Source organism: Candidatus Jettenia sp. AMX1 (assembly GCF_030263775.1).
Taxonomy (GTDB): domain Bacteria; phylum Planctomycetota; class Brocadiia; order Brocadiales; family Brocadiaceae; genus Jettenia; species Jettenia caeni.
Genome location: NZ_SZPP01000008.1, coordinates 51,524 through 69,609, shown reverse-complemented (window position 1 = coordinate 69,609; position 18,086 = coordinate 51,524). Strand labels below are relative to the sequence as shown.

11 protein-coding genes are annotated in these 18,086 nt (G+C 39.5%); 5 read left to right on the top strand and 6 right to left on the bottom strand.

Translation table 11 applies throughout. The features are described 5' to 3' along the window. The first annotated feature begins 140 nt into the window (after positions 1-140). From FBQ94_RS03100 to FBQ94_RS03090, 3 genes are read left to right on the top strand one after another with little or no spacing between them, the layout of a single operon-like run. Positions 141-1,043, top strand: coding sequence for a hypothetical protein (locus tag FBQ94_RS03100; RefSeq protein WP_007221814.1), 903 nt, complete (start codon positions 141-143; stop codon positions 1,041-1,043). A 15-nt stretch (positions 1,044-1,058) separates the two neighbouring features. Then, positions 1,059-1,319, top strand: a complete 261-nt coding sequence (locus tag FBQ94_RS03095; protein WP_007221815.1) for a small basic protein — start codon at positions 1,059-1,061, stop codon at positions 1,317-1,319. Beyond that, positions 1,319-2,416 (top strand): pyridoxal phosphate-dependent aminotransferase, encoded by a 1,098-nt coding sequence (locus FBQ94_RS03090; protein ID WP_007221816.1) that lies wholly within the window; start codon positions 1,319-1,321, stop codon positions 2,414-2,416. The genes FBQ94_RS03095 and FBQ94_RS03090 overlap by 1 nt, the downstream gene beginning before the upstream one ends. An 861-nt stretch (positions 2,417-3,277) precedes the next feature. Here FBQ94_RS03090 and FBQ94_RS03085 read toward each other — a convergent pair. From FBQ94_RS03085 to ppcA, 6 genes are all read right to left on the bottom strand, one after another. Then, entirely contained in the window at positions 3,278-3,766 is a 489-nt protein-coding gene (locus FBQ94_RS03085) for a TlpA family protein disulfide reductase (RefSeq protein WP_007221818.1), read from the bottom strand. A 132-nt stretch (positions 3,767-3,898) separates the two neighbouring features. Beyond that, a complete protein-coding gene (clpB, locus tag FBQ94_RS03080; protein ID WP_007221819.1) occupies positions 3,899-6,508 on the bottom strand; it encodes an ATP-dependent chaperone ClpB in 2,610 nt (869 codons plus the stop codon). Positions 6,509-6,676: 168 nt separating this feature from the next. Further along, positions 6,677-7,474 (bottom strand): 4-hydroxy-tetrahydrodipicolinate reductase, encoded by a 798-nt coding sequence (gene dapB, locus FBQ94_RS03075; RefSeq protein ID WP_007221820.1) that lies wholly within the window; start codon positions 7,472-7,474, stop codon positions 6,677-6,679. A 31-nt stretch (positions 7,475-7,505) separates the two neighbouring features. Beyond that, positions 7,506-8,381 carry a rhomboid family protein gene (locus FBQ94_RS03070; RefSeq protein ID WP_007221821.1) on the bottom strand — a complete coding sequence of 292 codons (876 nt, stop codon included), beginning with the start codon at positions 8,379-8,381 and terminating at the stop codon, positions 7,506-7,508. A gap of 90 nt (positions 8,382-8,471) precedes the next feature. Next, complete coding sequence (locus tag FBQ94_RS03065; protein ID WP_007221822.1) at positions 8,472-10,079, bottom strand: LptF/LptG family permease; 1,608 nt, start codon at positions 10,077-10,079, stop codon at positions 8,472-8,474. A gap of 4 nt (positions 10,080-10,083) precedes the next feature. Next, the gene (gene ppcA, locus FBQ94_RS03060; RefSeq protein WP_007221823.1) at positions 10,084-11,556 is read right to left on the bottom strand and encodes a phosphoenolpyruvate carboxylase; all 1,473 of its coding nucleotides are present in this window, start codon (positions 11,554-11,556) and stop codon (positions 10,084-10,086) included. A gap of 463 nt (positions 11,557-12,019) precedes the next feature. On the opposite strand from ppcA, the gene greA reads away from it, so the two are divergent. Both greA and mfd read left to right on the top strand, forming a co-directional pair. Then, positions 12,020-14,248 (top strand): transcription elongation factor GreA, encoded by a 2,229-nt coding sequence (greA, locus tag FBQ94_RS03055; protein ID WP_007221824.1) that lies wholly within the window; start codon positions 12,020-12,022, stop codon positions 14,246-14,248. 412 nt (positions 14,249-14,660) lie between these two features. Then, positions 14,661-17,912 carry a transcription-repair coupling factor gene (gene mfd / locus FBQ94_RS03050; RefSeq protein WP_285441978.1) on the top strand — a complete coding sequence of 1,084 codons (3,252 nt, stop codon included), beginning with the start codon at positions 14,661-14,663 and terminating at the stop codon, positions 17,910-17,912. Positions 17,913-18,086 lie beyond the last annotated feature (174 nt).

Sequence of the window (18,086 nt, the reverse complement as noted above, 5' to 3'; positions counted from 1 at the left end):
AACGATATAAATCACTTGACTTTATAATGTGTTTATTATAGACTCTGAAACGGATGTTGGGCACATTGTGATTTGTGTCCTTATTAATAAATTCTTATGAATTGAATTTAATAAAACATCCTTAGGAATGGAGTAAATTTATGACTAAAGGAAATGATTCAAGGGAATTTTTTGAATTATTTAAGGCGCCCCAAAATGTGCAAAAGGAACAGGATAAAGAGGTTAAGCCTGTTACAGAATCGAAAGATGTAAATCAGGAAAAATCCCCTATACCAGAAGAAAAGGCGGTAAGTAAACCAATGGTTTCTGCCGATCCCTTAGAATGGATTAAAAATACCCGTAAAGAAGACACCGTTTTCAGGAAAAAATTGGAAACGCCCATAGCGCCGCGTGCTATCTCCGGTGTGCCTAAAGATGAGCTTATTCCGCGCAAAGATGAAGTAGTATTACGTCAAGAAACATTAATTATAGGTGCTATTGCGGCAACTTTTTTATCTATTGCATGTTTTTTTGTTGGACATAAAGTTGGATATAATAAAGGATTAACAAGCAGGGTAGAAGAATGGGCTGAAACGATAGAATCTGAAGAGGTAAAAAGTACTCATTTTGGGCAATCCAGGTTTGGAGATGGCGCCCAAAAGGCTGCTAACAAAGCTGTTTCTCAAAAAGCAGAAAAACAAGCTGAACAGCCCAAACTTATGGAAGTTCCTCAAAAGATTGCAAGCAAAGCAATACAGCAGAAAGCAGAAAAACAACCAGAACAATCCGGGGCGATCATAAAAGATAAGTGGACAATACGCCTTGTTACGTATAAAAATACGAGTGATAACATTGAAAAAGCAAAAGAGGTAGCCAGTTTAGTTAAGGATACGCTGGGCTATGATGCTTTTGTCGTAAATGCTGGTAAATCAATTTTTGTTTGTGTAGGTGAATTCGAGACGAATGATAGCGCCGATTTAATAAGCACACAAAAGGTGTTAGCAGAATTACAGTATGAGAATAAAAAACAATTTGAGGGATGTTATCCCGTACGTATGAAGTAGAATTCAGGAGGAAATATGAGTATTGATAAGAGTTTAAAAACGAAGGGTAAATTGGTAAGGCCGAGGAATGTGCTTACAAGAATAGAGCGGATTAAACTGCTTAGGGAGGAAAAAAAATGGGAACCAACCATATCGGTTTTTGGTATTCCCAAGGTAAAGGTCCTTAAATTAAAACAGAGGGGAAAAGCAGAGAAAAAAGCTAAGCCAGAGGCAACTGCTGCTGCAGCAGGCGGAGAAGTAAGCGCAACGGCTGGTAAGGAGAAGGCCAAGAAATAATGATTGCCCACAGGATGTCGAAACTAGACTCCTCCGGAATCAGAAAGGTCTTTGATCTGGCACAAAAAATGCAAAATCCGGTGAACCTGAGCATTGGCCAACCGGATTTTGATGTTCCTGAGGAGATTAAAACGGAAGCCATTAAGGCTATCGGGAATGGCGCTAATAAATATACCGTTACCCAGGGTATACCCGAACTTCGTAATGCACTGCTTAAACAGTTGCAAAAGAGACGTAAGGTAGATGCAGAGAGTATCATGATCACTTCAGGGGTTTCAGGGGCATTAACGTTAGCCTTTATGGTGTTGATTAATCCTGAGGATGAGGTTATCATTCCTGACCCTTCATTCGTTAGTTACAAACATTTGACTCATTTTTGTGGCGGGAAGCCGGTATTTGTCGATACGTACCCTGATTTTAAACTAACGGTTGAGCGTATTCAGCCTTGCATTACAAAAAGAACAAAGATACTTATTTTAAACAGTCCCGCGAATCCGACAGGAGTAATGTATACTACTCAGGAAATAAAAGAAATTGCAGAACTTGCAAAAAAGCACAATGTCTTTATTATTTCAGATGAGATATATCATGATTACGATTACAATCATGAATTCGATAGTATTGGTCGGTACTATAAAAATACCCTGATTCTCGATGGATTTTCCAAATCCTTTGCTATGACAGGGTGGAGAATGGGCTTTGCTGCAGGACCAGCCAGCATTGTTAACGAGATGATCAAGCTACAGCAATATACTTTTGTTTGCGCGCCTTCTTTTGCTCAGTATGCCATCTCCAAATCCTTAGAGACCGATTTAAGCAAATACATTGCCAGCTATGAGAGGAAAAGGGATTTGATGTATGATGGGTTAAAAGATACATACCAAATGGTAAAACCAGGGGGGGCTTTTTATTTTTTCCCTCAGGTGCCTTGGGGTACTGATGAAGAATTTGTAACTGCTGCAATTCAAAAGAACCTCCTTATTATCCCAGGCAGTGTCTTTTCCGAGCGTCATACACACTTCCGAATTTCTTATGCTGCCAGCGATGAGACTATCGAGCGTGGCATAGATATCCTTAAGAGCCTTGCCAGACAATAGCATAATAATGTATAAGAATTAAATATTCTGGTTTAATTGAAAATAACTGAGCTATTGAACTGACATTCAAGAGGTTCTCTTTTCAGCTAAGCTGAAGAACTATTTTTTAACAGTTGATAGGTTGTACCATCAAAGGCGAAATAATTTCTGAATCTTTTTCAGAAGAAATACCCGTTGCATACAAAACATCTCTAAGCCAACTTCCCCATAAGCGTTACCTTAAGAAGTAAAATACATCTTACCTTGATTGTATAGTTTGCGGTAGGGCGGATTAAGCGATAGCGAATCCGCCTTTTCTGGGAATAGTATTCGTGGATTCGGCGTAAAAACCAACGCCTTAATCCACCCTACTCTATAACCACATCTCTCAGGTTGAACACGTACAATCAAGACATACAGGGACATGGTTTGTACGTGCCATCCCGAATGCTGCTTAAGGTAACGCTTATACCGACTTCTCCCGTTGATCCAGTCCAAAATACGGCGCAAAACCGGAGTAGGAGAGAATCTTGTGTTCGCTCTGGTTATGAAAAAACACACCGGTGTTGGATTTGTATAATCTCCAGTAGTTCTTCCTGTCATTCCCGAATGTCTTTATCGGGAATGACAAATGGAGAATGGGAATGGCAGAAAATACGTGAAGATAGCAGGAAAACAGACCTTCTTTCCCCCCTTTTTTAAAGGGGGGTTAGGGGGAATTAGAGGGGAATATGGATACACATTTTTCTTTCTCCAGGGGGATAATCTCTTTTTTCATGGAACACTATTCTTAGCTTGAGGCATATGGGGTGTGTCGCTGCTACATCAAAAACTGATTACCTCAAAAACATGACACGGAGAAAATTATTCCTATCAGATTTCTCAATTTTTTAATAATTCATTAATCTCATCTTCAAATTCTTTCTCCGATACGTAACCGATATGCCTGTTCACCTCTTTACCATTTTTACCGTAGATAATCGTAGAGGGGTAAGCTCGCAGATCATATGCCTCGGCAACATTATCTCCGTGGAGATAAACAGGATAATTGATGCCAGCCTTTTTTATAAACGGTGGAACTACCTCTGATCCATTTTCATCAAAGGCAATACCGATAATCTCTACGCCTTTATCCTTGTATTTATTGTAAAGGTTAATAAATCCCGGTATCTCTTTCCTGCAGGGCGGACACCAGGTTGCCCATAAATCAACAAGTATCACTTTACCTTTGTTCTTTTCAAGAATGCTCTTCAGTTCTGTAAAGTTTATCCTCGTAACGGTATTTTCTGCTTGAGAACTCATTGAAATAGTAAATAAGGTCAAAACGAATAGAAAGCTAAAACATACATGTTTAACTGCCTGTTTATTCATAGATACTCCATTTTGTAAAGATTAACTATGTTATAGTATTAAGATTAAGAATTTTATGTAATTTGAATTATTCGCCTCCGTGACACGGCGATATTTTGTGTATCTTCTCCGTGGTGAATGAATATGTAATCCTTACACGGCTGTCGGCTCACTTGTAGTAAAGATTACTTTCCCATTATTCATATCCACTTTGATTTCGGAGCCTTCCGTTAATTTTCCTTCCAGAATTTCTATAGAAAGCGGGTTCTCGATCATCTGTTGAATGGTACGCTTCAGTGGTCTGGCGCCAAAGTGTGGATCATAACCTTCCTGCACCAACTTCTCCTTTACCCCATCGGTTATGGTTAATTGCAAATTGTACTTGTTCAGGCGTTTTTGGAGTTCTTTCAATTGTATATTGGCAATCTGCTTTATCAGATCTATTGACAAACCGTGGAAGATGATTATTTCATCGATACGATTGAGAAATTCAGGTCTGAAGACTTCTTTCAAAGCCTGTTTAATCCGGCTTCTTAATTCCTCCTCATTTTCAGGACCTGTAAGGTCTTGTATCCATTGGCTGGCAATGTTTGATGTCATTACAATGATAGTGTTTTTAAAATCTACGGTTCGGCCGTGTCCATCTGTCAGCCGGCCATCATCAAACACTTGCAGGAGTATATTAAATACATCCCGATGAGCTTTTTCTATTTCGTCAAACAGAATTACAGAATAAGGTCTTCTCCGGATTGCCTCAGTTAAGCGTCCACCCTCTTCATAACCCACATACCCCGGGGGTGCGCCGATAAGCCGTGCTACAGAATGGGATTCCATAAACTCAGACATGTCGATGCGTACCATAGCATTTTCATTATCGAACAGGAAAGCAGCCAGAGCCTTGCAAAGTTCTGTTTTTCCAACACCAGTAGGGCCGAGGAATAGGAATACACCCATAGGACGGTTAGGATCCTGAAGTCCTGCACGGGCGCGCCGGATACAGTTAGAAACTGCCCTGATTGCCTCTTCCTGACCTACGACTCTTTCCATAAGACGGTCTTCCATTTTTAAAAGTTTTTCCTTTTCACCCTCCATCATTCGGGTAACGGGAATTCCTGTCCATTTCGATACAACTACGGCAATATCGTCAGCATCGACCTCCTCTTTGAGAAGGAGTTTATTTTTTTGTAATTCTTGTAATTCCTGATTCTTTTGCTTCAGCTTTTGTTCACATTCCCGGATAATTCCATAGCGTATCTCGGCAACTTTACCTAAATTCCCTTCTCTTTGTGCAGACTGTTCTTCGATACGTACCTGATCAATCCTCGCATTCAATTCTTGTATTTCTTTAATAATTTTTTTTTCATTTTCCCATTGCGTACGGAGAACGTTTGATTCTTCTCTCAAATCTGACAACTGTTTTTCGATCTTTTCCATACGTTGTTTTGATGCAGGATCTGTTTCCTTTTTAAGGGCTTCTTTTTCTATCTCTAATTGCATGATCTTCCGTTCGATTTCATCCAATTCAATAGGCATGCTATCAATTTCAATCCTTAGTTTCGAGGCCGCCTCATCAATCAAATCGATGGCCTTATCAGGCAAAAACCGGTCGGCAATATATCGATGCGATAATGTAGCCGCGGCAACAATCGCTGAATCTTTAATACGCACTCCGTGATGCACCTCATATCGTTCTTTCAGTCCTCTGAGAATCGCAATGGTATCTTCTACCGACGGCTCACCGATGTATACCTGCTGAAACCGCCTTTCAAGTGCGGCATCCTTTTCAATATATTTTCTATATTCATCGAGGGTAGTAGCTCCGATGCAACGCAATTCACCACGCGCTAATGCAGGTTTTAGTAAATTCGATGCATCGACAGATCCCTCAGCCGCCCCGGCGCCTACAACCGTATGCAATTCATCGATGAACAGGATAATTTGACCTTCTTTTTCCGTTACCTCTTTAATTACTGCCTTAAGGCGGTCTTCAAACTCACCCCGGTATTTTGTGCCGGCAATCAGCGCTCCCATATCTAAAGACATAACACGTTTATTTTTCAAACCTTCTGGCACGTCTCCATTGACAATGCGTTGTGCCAGGCCTTCTGCAATAGCTGTTTTTCCCACGCCCGGCTCTCCTATCAGAACAGGGTTGTTTTTTGTTCTGCGCGATAAAACCTGTATTACCCGTCTTATCTCGTCATCCCGTCCAATAACAGGATCCAGTTTTCCTTTTCGAGCCAATTCAACTAAATCTTTGCTATATCGCTCAAGGGCCTGGTACTTTTCTTCGGGATTTTGATCAGTAATTCTTTGACCTCCCCTGATCTCCTTCAGTGCCGTATAAATAGCTTCTTTTTGAACACCAGCTTCGTTTAATATTTTACCAGCAGTAGTATTTCTTTGTCCCGCCAGCGACAATAGCAAATGTTCTGTGCTTAAATATTCATCCTTTAGTTTACTAGCCTCTTCCCATGCCAAATTAAAGGTATCCCGTAATTCTGCACTTACATACGCCTGCCCCGGTGCTCCTGATCCGCTTACCTGGGGTAATTTGTTAACAGCCTCGATCGTCTTATCGAGAATAACATTCGTATTGGTTCCCAGCTTTTTCAAGAGTGGGGCAACAATTCCCTGATCCTGAGTGAGAAGAACCTCTAAGAGATGGATTGCTAATATTTGCTGTTGCCTTTTGGATTCTGCTAATTCCTGGGCTTCTTGTACTGCTTCTTGTGCTTTAATAGTAAATTTATCAAATCTCATAGGTTTGCCCTTTACTCTAAGATAAACTACCTCTGAATACTATAGGTTTTAAATTTAACATACATAGATTGAATCCGGTAGTTCGTGTACCTTATTTTTATCATACGCAGGATTCATGGATTGCGCTCTCGTGGTTGGTAATTTTCGGAACTACGTAATTAATCGGTATTACAATGGTATTTGTAAAACATGTGACATTGAATACATCCCGGGAGGCTTTTGTGCTATAAATTTTGCTGCACGGATGGCGCCGCGTACAAAGGTATCTCTTGTATGTGCTTTATGGGTAATTTCTATACGTTCTCCTAAACTACCAAATACGACTGTATGATCGCCTATAACATCTCCGCTCCGGATTGCATGTATACCTATCTGGTTTACAGGTCGTTCACCGGATATACCATGACGGCCATAAATAACGTCTTTACCCGTTTCCCTCCCCGTTGCTTCACAGATCTTCTCAGCAAGCCGCAAGGCTGTACCACTGGGTGCATCCTTTTTAAATCTATGGTGTGTTTCCAGAATCTCTATATCAAAATCATTTCCCAGCAGCTTTGCAGCTTTAGCTACAAGATCAGATAGAACATGAACGCCTACACTCATATTGGGTGAAACGAGACACGGAATCTGCTGGGAGATACGGTGTATTTTCTCATAGTGTTGTGTGTTCAATCCTGTGGTGCCAAGAACGAGAGCCGTATTCTTTTTTGCACAAATTTCAGCAATGTTAATCGCTGATTCGGGTGATGAGAAGTCAATTAAGACATGTGCATACGTATCTAAAAACGGGGTAATTTTGATACCAGTTTCCCCGTATCCTGCAATTGAACCTACATCTTTCCCAAGTGAGGGATGTCCAATCCTTTCCAATGCCCCTACCAATTTTAACTCAGGATCCCCGATGACAAGAGCGGCAATTCTTGATCCCATTCTCCCACAAACACCGTTCACAGCAATAGTAATCATTTTCTCTTTATCCTGTAACAATCCAATAAATTTAATCCTTATTTTTTTTATACCACTTACTGGCATTTTTGAGAAAGCTGCGTTCCTTACGTGTTAAATTCTGCAAGCCTTCACGATTTACCTTCTCAAGAATTTCATCCACTTTTGCACGCAGTTCCTGTTTTTTTACGATTTCTTTCTCATGCTGATACATCTGCCATTTTTGGAGATATTCCGTTACCCGATAAGAATATTGAACAAACAAAAATCCATAAACAAGGCCACCTAAATGGGCAAAATGTGCAATATTGTTATTCCTGGGGAGGATGCAGTTAAAGATCGTGATGCTCGTAAAAATCATGACTAAATATTTTGCTTTGATAGGGAAAAAGTAAAAGATTACCGTGCTGTTGGGAAAATACATTGCAAAAGCTATCTCAATGGCAAAGATAGCGCCCGAAGCCCCTACCATAGAAGCCCATGGCGTAAATATACAATTGCATATACCGGCAAAGATACCCGCGGTAAAATAGAGCGTTAAAAACCGGCGAGAACCGAGAACCCGCTCAACCTCACTTCCAAACATCCAAAGCACTAACATATTAAAGATCAAATGCCATGGATTTGCTGTACTATGCAAAAACATGTAGGTAAAAAACTGCCATAGCCATCCATGTCCTAATGCATCAGGTGGATAAAGCCAAAATAATTTTGTAAATGTATCAAAAGCGGGATAAGACCACTGCTGTACCGGTGTGTATTCCACCTGCACATCTGATACTGTGGTTTGGGGTGACCACTGAGAGCTTACGGTCGAAAATAACAATTGAAGCATAAACACACTGGCATTGGCAATGATCAAAACCATGATCACCTGTGTCCATTTGCTTCCAATATTTATTCCAAAAATGAGTCTGTTATTCCGCATCCTTAATCATTTTTGTGAAGTACAGGAAATTACTATAAAAATATAGTATCCCTTTTTAGTGAAAAGTCAAGAATGTTATGTAGTAAGTTCTTATTTGATAAGGAGCTTTCTGAAAATAAACATTCCACCCAGAAAAAGAATAATATCTGCGCCCCATAAGATAGGTATTACCGGCATTGATGTATTTTTTGTTAATGCAATTCCTGTTACCGCTAATGGGTAATAGAGGAATAAAATTATCATAAAACTGGCGCCAAGCCCGACCATGAGATTTCCACTACGCAATTTGATGCCGAGTGGAATACCGATAATGATGAAAACCAGGCAAGAAAGTGATTGCGATGCCCTTCTATGGATTGTAATATCATTTTCGCGTATTGATTCTTCCTTGTCAATAATCTCCAAATCATCTTCAATAATAGCGCTTTTTTTCAACAATATCTCTTGTTGTGCATCGATTTTAGAAATAGATTGCGAAAGTGAAGCAATGTTTTTCATCTCATCATTCTGTATCTTTTTGGCTGTGGCTGTATTTTGTTCGATGGTATAAATCCTTTGCTTCTCCCTTTCAATCGTTTCCTTAATTTGCATGATCTTTTTATCTCTGTCTTCATTTATAGATGGACTTATCTTGTTTTGCTTCTTTAATCGGATTAAATTCTCATTGGAAACGAGGATGTAATTTTTAGCTATTTTATTCTCATTCTCAAATCCATCAATTTTCGATCTTTGTCGTATCAGATTCTCGTTTGATTGCTCTAATTCTATCATGAGCATTTTGCGTTTCCTCGATAAATCATCGTATTCTTCCTTGCATGCAGCAAATTCTATTGCCAGCTTGTTATTATGCCTTTGGGAATTTGATGAGATTTTTGCATCTCTGATAACCTTTTTCAGCTTTTTATTATCTTTACAAAGCTGGAGTATTGTCATATATTTTGTCGAAGAATCCCGTTTCTTTTCCTTTAATGAAATTTCAAAGGTAGTTTCATTAAATTCTCCTAAACGAGGAGCTTCACCTATTTTTTTGTAATTAGGCTTGATAAACTCTCCGCGACGTAAGGTAAGGAAGATTTTATTCTCAGCCTCATTCACCTTGATAAACCCCTCTTCAGCAAGGATGACATTGATCACATAATCATTCGCATATTCAATTACTGCTATGTCCTTATTAACGTTATTCTCTATGCTTCCGATGTAGATTTGATAGGGATGAAAATCTAATTTCTTTTGGAAGGTTGCCAGGCTTCCTGTCAAAATATTATTTATTGCGCGTTCCTGTAATACGATCATTTTATAACATGATCGTGGTAATATCTCTGAGGATAGAGCTAACGTTATTAAGCTGAAGATAATCCCCATCGCTAAAATTGGTGTGATCATTTTATAAATATGAATACCACTTGCCTGGATAGCAATAATCTCGCGATCGGCACTCATCCTTCCATAGGTCATAGCCGTAGCAGTCAATAAGGCTGAAGGTATAGAATAGGGAAAGGCCTGGATAAAGAGATGGATGATCAGTTCCCTAAGGGCAATAATATCAAGTCCCTTATGCAATAACTGAATAGCGAATCCCAAAAATATCAGGAACTCAAAACATGCTAAGGATGGCAAAAACGTAGAAAACCACTCTCTAACGAGATACCGTTGTAATGTTTTGTGAGAAAAAAAATTAGGCATTTTTACAAGAGGCAAATCTTTATCCCAGGAATCTTCTTATTTTTCCGGCAGCAATTATATTCTCTGTCATCGTTTCTTCTTTCTTAGCAAGGAAAGCCTCGACAATTTGCGAAGTATATTCACTATGGAGCAAATTCTCGGTGTATTTTATCATACCCAGTACTTTTTCGATCTCCTTTGCAATCTTTGGGGATATCAACTTTGTGACATCTTTATTATAATACGATGCAGCAAACGAAATATCTTCTAAAAAGTACGGATATGCCTCTTCAAGAAACAATAAATCTTTTTCCGTGAGATAATGTAATCCCAGGAGTTCTGGCGGCAATCCGATTGAGTATAGCGATGCACAGAAAGAGATTACTCGTGGCAAGGTGACTCCTTTTACGTTTCTTGAATAACCGAAAAGGCCAATATGGAGTTTACGCATTCTCCGGCGGGGAACAAATCTGGCTATGTCATTGATTAAAGGCGCTAGATTTGTAATTTGTTCCCTGTACGCTGCCGCCAGTCTTTCTGTAATATCAAGCGCCTTTTCTTCATGTATACCAGGAGGTGGTTTTCTTGTGTGGTTATTGATTTTTTCAATAGCATTTCTCACTTCTCCTTCATCATAATCATACTTGAAGGCCGATTGAATCGTGAAGGTTTGGACGCTAGGGTATTCTGCCAGGCATTCATCCACGCTGAACGGCGTCAGATTACCCCGGAAAGGATTAGAACCTAATCCAAGAATGGGATAGATAGGTACCTTAATCCTTTCTTGCAATGCATACAATCTCTGGAGAGCAATTTTCACAACTAATATGGCCGGAAGCATACCGTAATTTAGCGCAGGATCAGAACGGCCGAGAAACACCCTCTGATGCGGGAATTGTTTGTCCTTAAGATAATTCTCTACCATAGTATCTGCAGAAAGCATATAAGGAATATCCTCGAACAAAGGGATAACTTCTATCGTTTCAGGTTTAAATTCTCCGATCCATTCCTTTATATTGATGTCACTCTCAAAGCACTTCTTATGCTGTTTACCTACAACAAAATCGCGATAGTAGTAATATACCCGGTTAATAGATTCTGTGCTGGTAGTCATAGGAAGAATAACTTCCGAGATAGGGGGGATATTATCATTCCCGTAGAACAAACTTGCAGTATCATATGAACGTGGCGCGCTTTCCAGTGTTTCCAAAAGGATTTTTGCCTCGCTTTTTTCAACCATAGGATTAGGCACCCGTAACGTAATAAAGAGGTCTTTGCCGATCCTGTTGTTTTTGAAAAAATTATCATAACGAGATAACAGTTTTTTTATGACAAACTCATCAACTTCTTTTCCCTCACAATCCCACATTTGCTCATCACAGTGCAGATGCGAGAACACGTAATATGCCTCCTTTATTTCATCCTCACCCCGAAAGGAAGTTCCCTCCGTAAAGAATGGCATAGTGACATTATCGGGATGTTGCGTGCTCATGGTTCTTGGTATTTTCTTCATAGGGGTAATTTCTTATCTCAAAGAGATATTTTCATCCGGTATGTATTCTTAAAGTAATAACTATAAATTTTAAATTATATAAAAAAAAAAGGTATTTTCATTAAATTAATTTAAAAAATTTTAAATTAATAAGAGATTACAAGGTCGTTTTCTTTCATTTTCTTCAGACAGAAGATGAAATATTTCTATTGCATTTTTTCGCAAAGAATTTGATAATTTCATTTTTTGTGACAACTCATAGAGCTACTTTATAGAATTTTATTGAATTAAGGTGTATGATTCGGAGACGTATTTATTTGGACTATAGATAAGTCCTAAACTATTACGATTTCTACAATACCCACACTGCGTTGTCAAGCTCCAAAACATATTTCTTACTTCCCTTATTCATAAAATGAAGTTATAATTAATTGTTGATTTTAACAAGATACTATTTTTACCGTAACAAAATAGGAGAATGAGCATGTCCAATGAGTATTTTACACATGGGAATAAGCTCGATACCAGCGAACTTATATCTCTTGTTAATACAGAACAATACGATAGATTAGAGGAAGTATGGCTGGGAATTATCGAATCGAATAATAAAAATCTCCAAACGCTCTTCGAGGTAGTTGATTTACTTGCAAAACGGGAAGAGAAGAAACGGGCGTGCGATTTTTTGATGACACTGATTCCTCACTATAAACAAAAAGGGCTTTATGGTGATGTTTTAAAGGTCTTAAAAAGGATATTAGAACATAACCCAAACGGGAAAGGATTAGGAAGAGAGATTACTGAGTGTTATTCAAATATTTATAAAGACAGACCCTATGCAAAAGCTATGGTTGAGAAGACGTGTGTAAAAGTAGAAACGGCATCCGATATCCATAAGGCCATAGAAAAATTGGAAAGGTACTTCTATCTGGATTGTGGTGATTATGTCTGCCACAAGAGCTGGGGTGTTGGTCAGGTAGTTTCTGTTGATATAGAAAAAGAAAAAGTAAATATCGATTTTGAGAAAAAGAGCAACCATAGCATTGCTATGGATATTGCACCAGATATATTGCAAAAGCTGGATAAAGACGATTTATTGGTGATGATTTATGCTCAAAAAGATGCATTAAATGCCATGATTGATGAGGACCCCGTATCCTTGATTAAGCTTACTCTAAAATATTTTAAAGGACGGGCTTCGGTCTCTCATATAAAAAATCGTCTCATATCGGGTGTTATACCATCTGAGAAATGGAGTAAATGGTGGACAAGTACGAAGAAATTAATTAAAAAAGATCCTTATATAAAACTTACTGAAGGTACGCCCACTACCTCATTTTTAGAATTTCGTACCTCACCTATGACACACCACGAGGAGATACTTGAAAGGCTAACTCAAACCAAAGATACAAGCAAAAAGGCAGAGATTGCCAAAAAGTATATTTCTGAGTTGAAAGGGGATGAACAATGCAGTGAAACTCTGAATAAAATTATCGATATCTTTACCCAGGAGATTGATACATTATGTACAACAAGTCCTTCTTTAGCCATCGAATGTCTTTTACTCCTTGAGGAGGCCCAATGCCTTATGAAAGGGGATACTGCAAAATACGGGAAGAACATTGAATCCCTTGTTCTCTCGAATGAAAATCTCCCGGAACTTATTGATAAGATCAATATATTGGAATACAGAAAACAGGTTCTCATCTTCATGAAAAAGGTTAAGCCGGAACAATGGCAAGAGGTTTTTGTCTCTCTGTTCTTTATCAACGATGGTAATCTGTGGGAATTTATTATCAAGGAGCTTATTGCAGAAAACAAAGAGCATGCCCTCGAAGCAATAGCTATCAAAATATTTAATCAATTCAATGCATATCCGGAACAGTATATCTGGTTCTGCAAAAATAGCATGCATGGACGCTACCCTGAATTTTATAAAAACATTGATCCTGCTACGATGTTTAACCGGTTAATAGAGCTATTGGATAATATCTGCTTTAAGATCCAGAAAGGGCGGGATGGGAATTTAAAAGCCATTATGAATAAAATCAAAAACCTCTTAGAGGATAGAGGTACTGATTATGCTGTAAATGTTCTGAACGATGCCAATGCAGAAAGTATTTTTAACATTGTCTCCAGTAGCAAGGGCTTGGAGGATTGGTTTAAGGTTTCTATTGAAAGTGTTATTCAGGACCGTTTTCCGGATATGTTTGAAGAACAAGGTCCGGCAAAACTTGATGAAAATAAGATCTACGTTACAAAAGAAGGATTTGAGAAGAGGAAAAAAGAGTTCGATCATCTCATGAATGTAGAATTTACAGAAAATGCGCGTGATCTTGGTGAGGCGATTAGCCGTGGCGATCTTCGGGAAAATGCGGAATATAAAGCAGCACGGGAAAAACAGGCAATGCTTGTTGAAAAGGCAGAACGCATGAAGGCAGAATTGCAGAAGGTTGTTATCATTGAGCCACTCTTCATTCATCCCGATGTCGTTTCTCCCGGGACAAAGGTTACCTTGAAGCAGCAAGGGAAGGTTGAATTAGAGAGGTATACCCTGCTAGGACCCTGGGATATTGATATTGAGAAAGGCATTATTTCTTATTTATCTCCAATCGGAAAAGGATTACTTGATAAAAAGGTAGGAGATGTTGTAACAATTAAACTGCCTGAAGGAGAAGTTATTTATGATATCATTAGGGTCGAGAAGGCGTTGTAGGAAGGACAAAGTACGTGCTAATTCAATACGAGAAGATGTTTTTGCGCCAGGAGGCAAAGGCCTTTCCCCGGGATAATTAATAATTTTTTTACTAGATACCATATTGATACAAGGGTATATACTATGCTAAAAATCAGGTCGTAAGTGAATTTTCGTGTAATACTCTTATTCCCAAAATTTCTCATTCCTGACTCAGGGAAAGGTATCATGAATGAGTAAGTGGATAAAAGCAGATCTGATTTTCCACTTTCTGCCCCTATGCATTTTACAACGAAACATCATTCCTCTTCATGTATCAAAATCCTTACCAAATAGGGGTGAAGCGTTTGCCTAAATTTAGCAAATACTTCGCCGGTACCATTTGAACGTTTGATTTTGCATATCCTCGTATTCGGGCCATATGAAAAATCTTTTGAAATTATTGCATCAAAACAAGCAATACAAGGAGATTGTTTCTCATGTATTGAGAGGGGACGATTGTTCTGTCAATGGACTATGGGGATCATCTGCAAACTTTTTTATTGCAGCAATTGCCAATGAGAGGCTGAAGAGGATTGAGAAACAGCCGAAGATCCTTCTTATTGTGCCCACTATAGAAGAGGCTCAGGAGGATCTTGAAGACCTGAATACCTTTCTCCAAAACCCTGTCAGTTTATTTCCTGCCAGTGAAAGTATCTTTCCTGAAGATTTCAGTGATAATGATATTTTGGCACAAAGGATTCATGTCCTTAAGCAGATACTCCACAGCGATAGCAATTCCCGAAGCAAACTGGATATTATTGTATCGCCGGTTCAGGCGCTGTTACAACCCGTGCCGTCTCCTCAATCCCTTTCTGAAAACATCCTCTGCATCCGGAAGAACCAGGAACACTCCCGTGATAAACTCATTCTATGGTTGCAGGATCACCATTATCAATTGGTTAGTCAGATAGAAAATGCCGGAGAATATGCCCTGCGGGGCGGTATTGTTGATATTTTTCCTTATGCCTCTGATGTTCCTTACCGTATTGAGTATTTTGGCGATGAGATAGAATCCATCCGTGGATTTAACCTCGAATCCCAATTATCCGAACAAGATTTAGATACATGTCAAATACTTTCTTTTGATAGGATTCATCATGCGGCACAGACACACGCTGCCGGATTGAAATCACAAAAAACGTCACTCCTCGAATATCTTAAGAAAGATACCTGGATTATTCTCAAAGAACCTGCAAGCCTGGAAGATCGGGTGAGAAAGCGATTGATCGATAGAGATAACAGCAGGACATTGCTTACCGCGGATGAAATTTTTGGACAATTAAGTACCTTTACGAAGATACACATATCGAAGCTACCCTTTGTACTTGACAACAGGAACTATACATTTCACGTTAAATCGGTGAATGATTTTCCTCAAAATATTCAGGCAATTATACCAGAATTGAGCACGATAACTGATGTCAACACGAAAACGGTCGTTTTCTGTAATAACAGTGCTGAAGAGCAACGCTTTCAGGAGATTATTCATACTCTGCCCGCAAAAGAAGATGGACGATTAGAACTCCGTATTGGTCATCTTCACAAAGGATTTCAATTCTCTGATATAGGGATTGCTATCCTTGCGCACCACGAAATCTTTCATCGTTACAGGCAGCGCCGCGAGCCGAAAAAGCCTATCCAGACCAGGGCAATTGACTCTTTTCTGGAATTGAAAAGAGGCGATTATATCGTTCACATGACTCATGGTATTGGGCGCTTTCGGGGGATGGAAACGTTAGAAGAGGAAGGGCATAAAAGGGAATATCTCATAGTGGAGTTTGACGAGGGCACAAAGATATATGTGCCTGCTGCTAAAATTGAGCTGGTACAAAAGTATATCGGCAGTTCAGACCACAAACCCAGGCTTGATAAGATTGGTTCAAAATATTGGGAAGTTCGAAAAAGACGAACGGAAAATGCTGTCAAAGATGTTGCAAGCGATTTGCTTCATATCCAGGCATTGCGCAACGCAAAGGAAGGTATTGTTTATCCGAAAGATACAGAGTGGCAGAAAGAGTTTGAAGCGGAATTTATCTACGAGGAAACCCCCGATCAACTCCAAATCATAGAGGATATAAAGCGGGATATGGAATCGGAAAGACCTATGGACCGGCTTATTTGTGGAGACGTCGGTTATGGGAAAACAGAGATCGCCATGAGGGCGGCTTTCAAGGCTGTGATGTATGGGAAGCAAGTGGCAGTGCTGGTACCCACGACTATCCTGGCACAACAGCACTATAGTACCTTTTCAGAACGTATGGCCGATTACCCGGTCAAAACTGAAGTATTAAGCCGGTTCAAAACGCAAAAAGAGCAAAAGGAGATTTTGGAAAAGACCTCTGCCGGTCTTACTGATATCCTTATTGGTACTCACCGGCTGTTACAAAAAGATGTCCATTTTAAAGATCTTGGCTTGGTCATTATTGATGAGGAGCAGCGGTTTGGTGTTGAACATAAAGAGCGTCTTAAGAGGTTACGGCAAATGGTAGATGTGCTTACTTTGACAGCTACGCCAATACCGAGAACGCTCCATATGTCGTTAATGGGAATCAAGGATATCTCTTCACTCAATACACCTCCGTCGGGCAGACAAGCTATCCATACACAGATTATCCGATTTGATCCCGCTCGGATCCGGCAAGCCATTATGTTTGAACTCAACAGAGATGGTCAGGTGTATTTTGTTCATAACCGTGTTTATAATATCGAGAGGATCGCTCAAACCTTATCCAGGATTGTGCCGGAGGCGAGCATTACAACCCTTCATGGGCAGATGGATGAAAGGTTTATGGAACAAAGAATGCATGAGTTTGTAGAAGGTAAGGCAGATATCCTGGTATGTACGACAATTATTGAGTCAGGGCTGGATATTCCCAATGTTAACACGATATTAATCAATTGCGCTGATACGTTTGGTCTGGCAGATTTACATCAGTTACGGGGCAGGGTGGGGCGGTACAAACACCGTGCCTATGCCTATATAATAGTACCTGTTGATCGTCCTATTACTCCGGAAGCAGAAAAACGTGTAAAAGCTATTGAGGAATTTGCAGAACTGGGCGCAGGCTTTCGGATCGCTATGCGCGATTTGGAAATCAGAGGCGCCGGAAACATCCTTGGAACGGAACAGCATGGTCATATTGCGGCTGTAGGTTATGAGATGTATTGCCGGTTATTAGAATTAGCGGTAAAAAAGGCAAGACACGAAACCGTACATGAGCCTATCGAGGTTTCCATCGACCTTAAACTGGAATCTTTTATTCCTAAAAACTATATTCAGGAAGACACCCTGAAAATGGATATCTATCGGAGATTAAACCGTTCCGTTACTCTCGAGGAAGTACAAGCTATTGCTCATGAAATAGCAGACCGTTTTGGTACTATCCCTCATCCGGTAAAAAATCTTCTTTCTGAGAGTGAACTGAGGATTATTGCTCAGGGGGCGAAGATTCGCTCTATGGTACGGGTAGATAATATTTTAATTATGCAAGTAGCCGATTTAAAAAGGGCAGAAACAAATTTGTATAATCTAAAAAAATATATACGGATTATTAATGAAGATACCCTGCATATGAGATTACCCAAGAAAGAGATACGGCCGGAGGATTTACTGGATTTTTTAAAAAAATCAATTAAAATCTAGCAGGATATTTCCCTATTTAGCGATATGCGGTTGGGTATGCAAGGTTGAGCAAACTGTGCAGATGTTATCCCAAGACCTTAATTTAGTATCTGGAATCATGTGAGACCTGGTAGGTATAAGGAGAGAATTTTTCATGCTCTGTAAGCCGGTTCCCGGGGTGGTACTGACAAACTT

Coding starts and splice junctions, on each gene's coding strand:
- FBQ94_RS03090 (WP_007221816.1), top strand. CDS start 1,319: ATGATTGCCCACAGGATGTCGAAACTAGACTCCTCCGGAATCAGAAAG.
- FBQ94_RS03070 (WP_007221821.1), bottom strand. CDS start 8,381: ATGCGGAATAACAGACTCATTTTTGGAATAAATATTGGAAGCAAATGG.
- FBQ94_RS03085 (WP_007221818.1), bottom strand. CDS start 3,766: ATGAATAAACAGGCAGTTAAACATGTATGTTTTAGCTTTCTATTCGTT.
- greA (WP_007221824.1), top strand. CDS start 12,020: ATGTCCAATGAGTATTTTACACATGGGAATAAGCTCGATACCAGCGAA.
- FBQ94_RS03100 (WP_007221814.1), top strand. CDS start 141: ATGACTAAAGGAAATGATTCAAGGGAATTTTTTGAATTATTTAAGGCG.
- ppcA (WP_007221823.1), bottom strand. CDS start 11,556: ATGAAGAAAATACCAAGAACCATGAGCACGCAACATCCCGATAATGTC.
- dapB (WP_007221820.1), bottom strand. CDS start 7,474: ATGATTACTATTGCTGTGAACGGTGTTTGTGGGAGAATGGGATCAAGA.
- clpB (WP_007221819.1), bottom strand. CDS start 6,508: ATGAGATTTGATAAATTTACTATTAAAGCACAAGAAGCAGTACAAGAA.
- FBQ94_RS03095 (WP_007221815.1), top strand. CDS start 1,059: ATGAGTATTGATAAGAGTTTAAAAACGAAGGGTAAATTGGTAAGGCCG.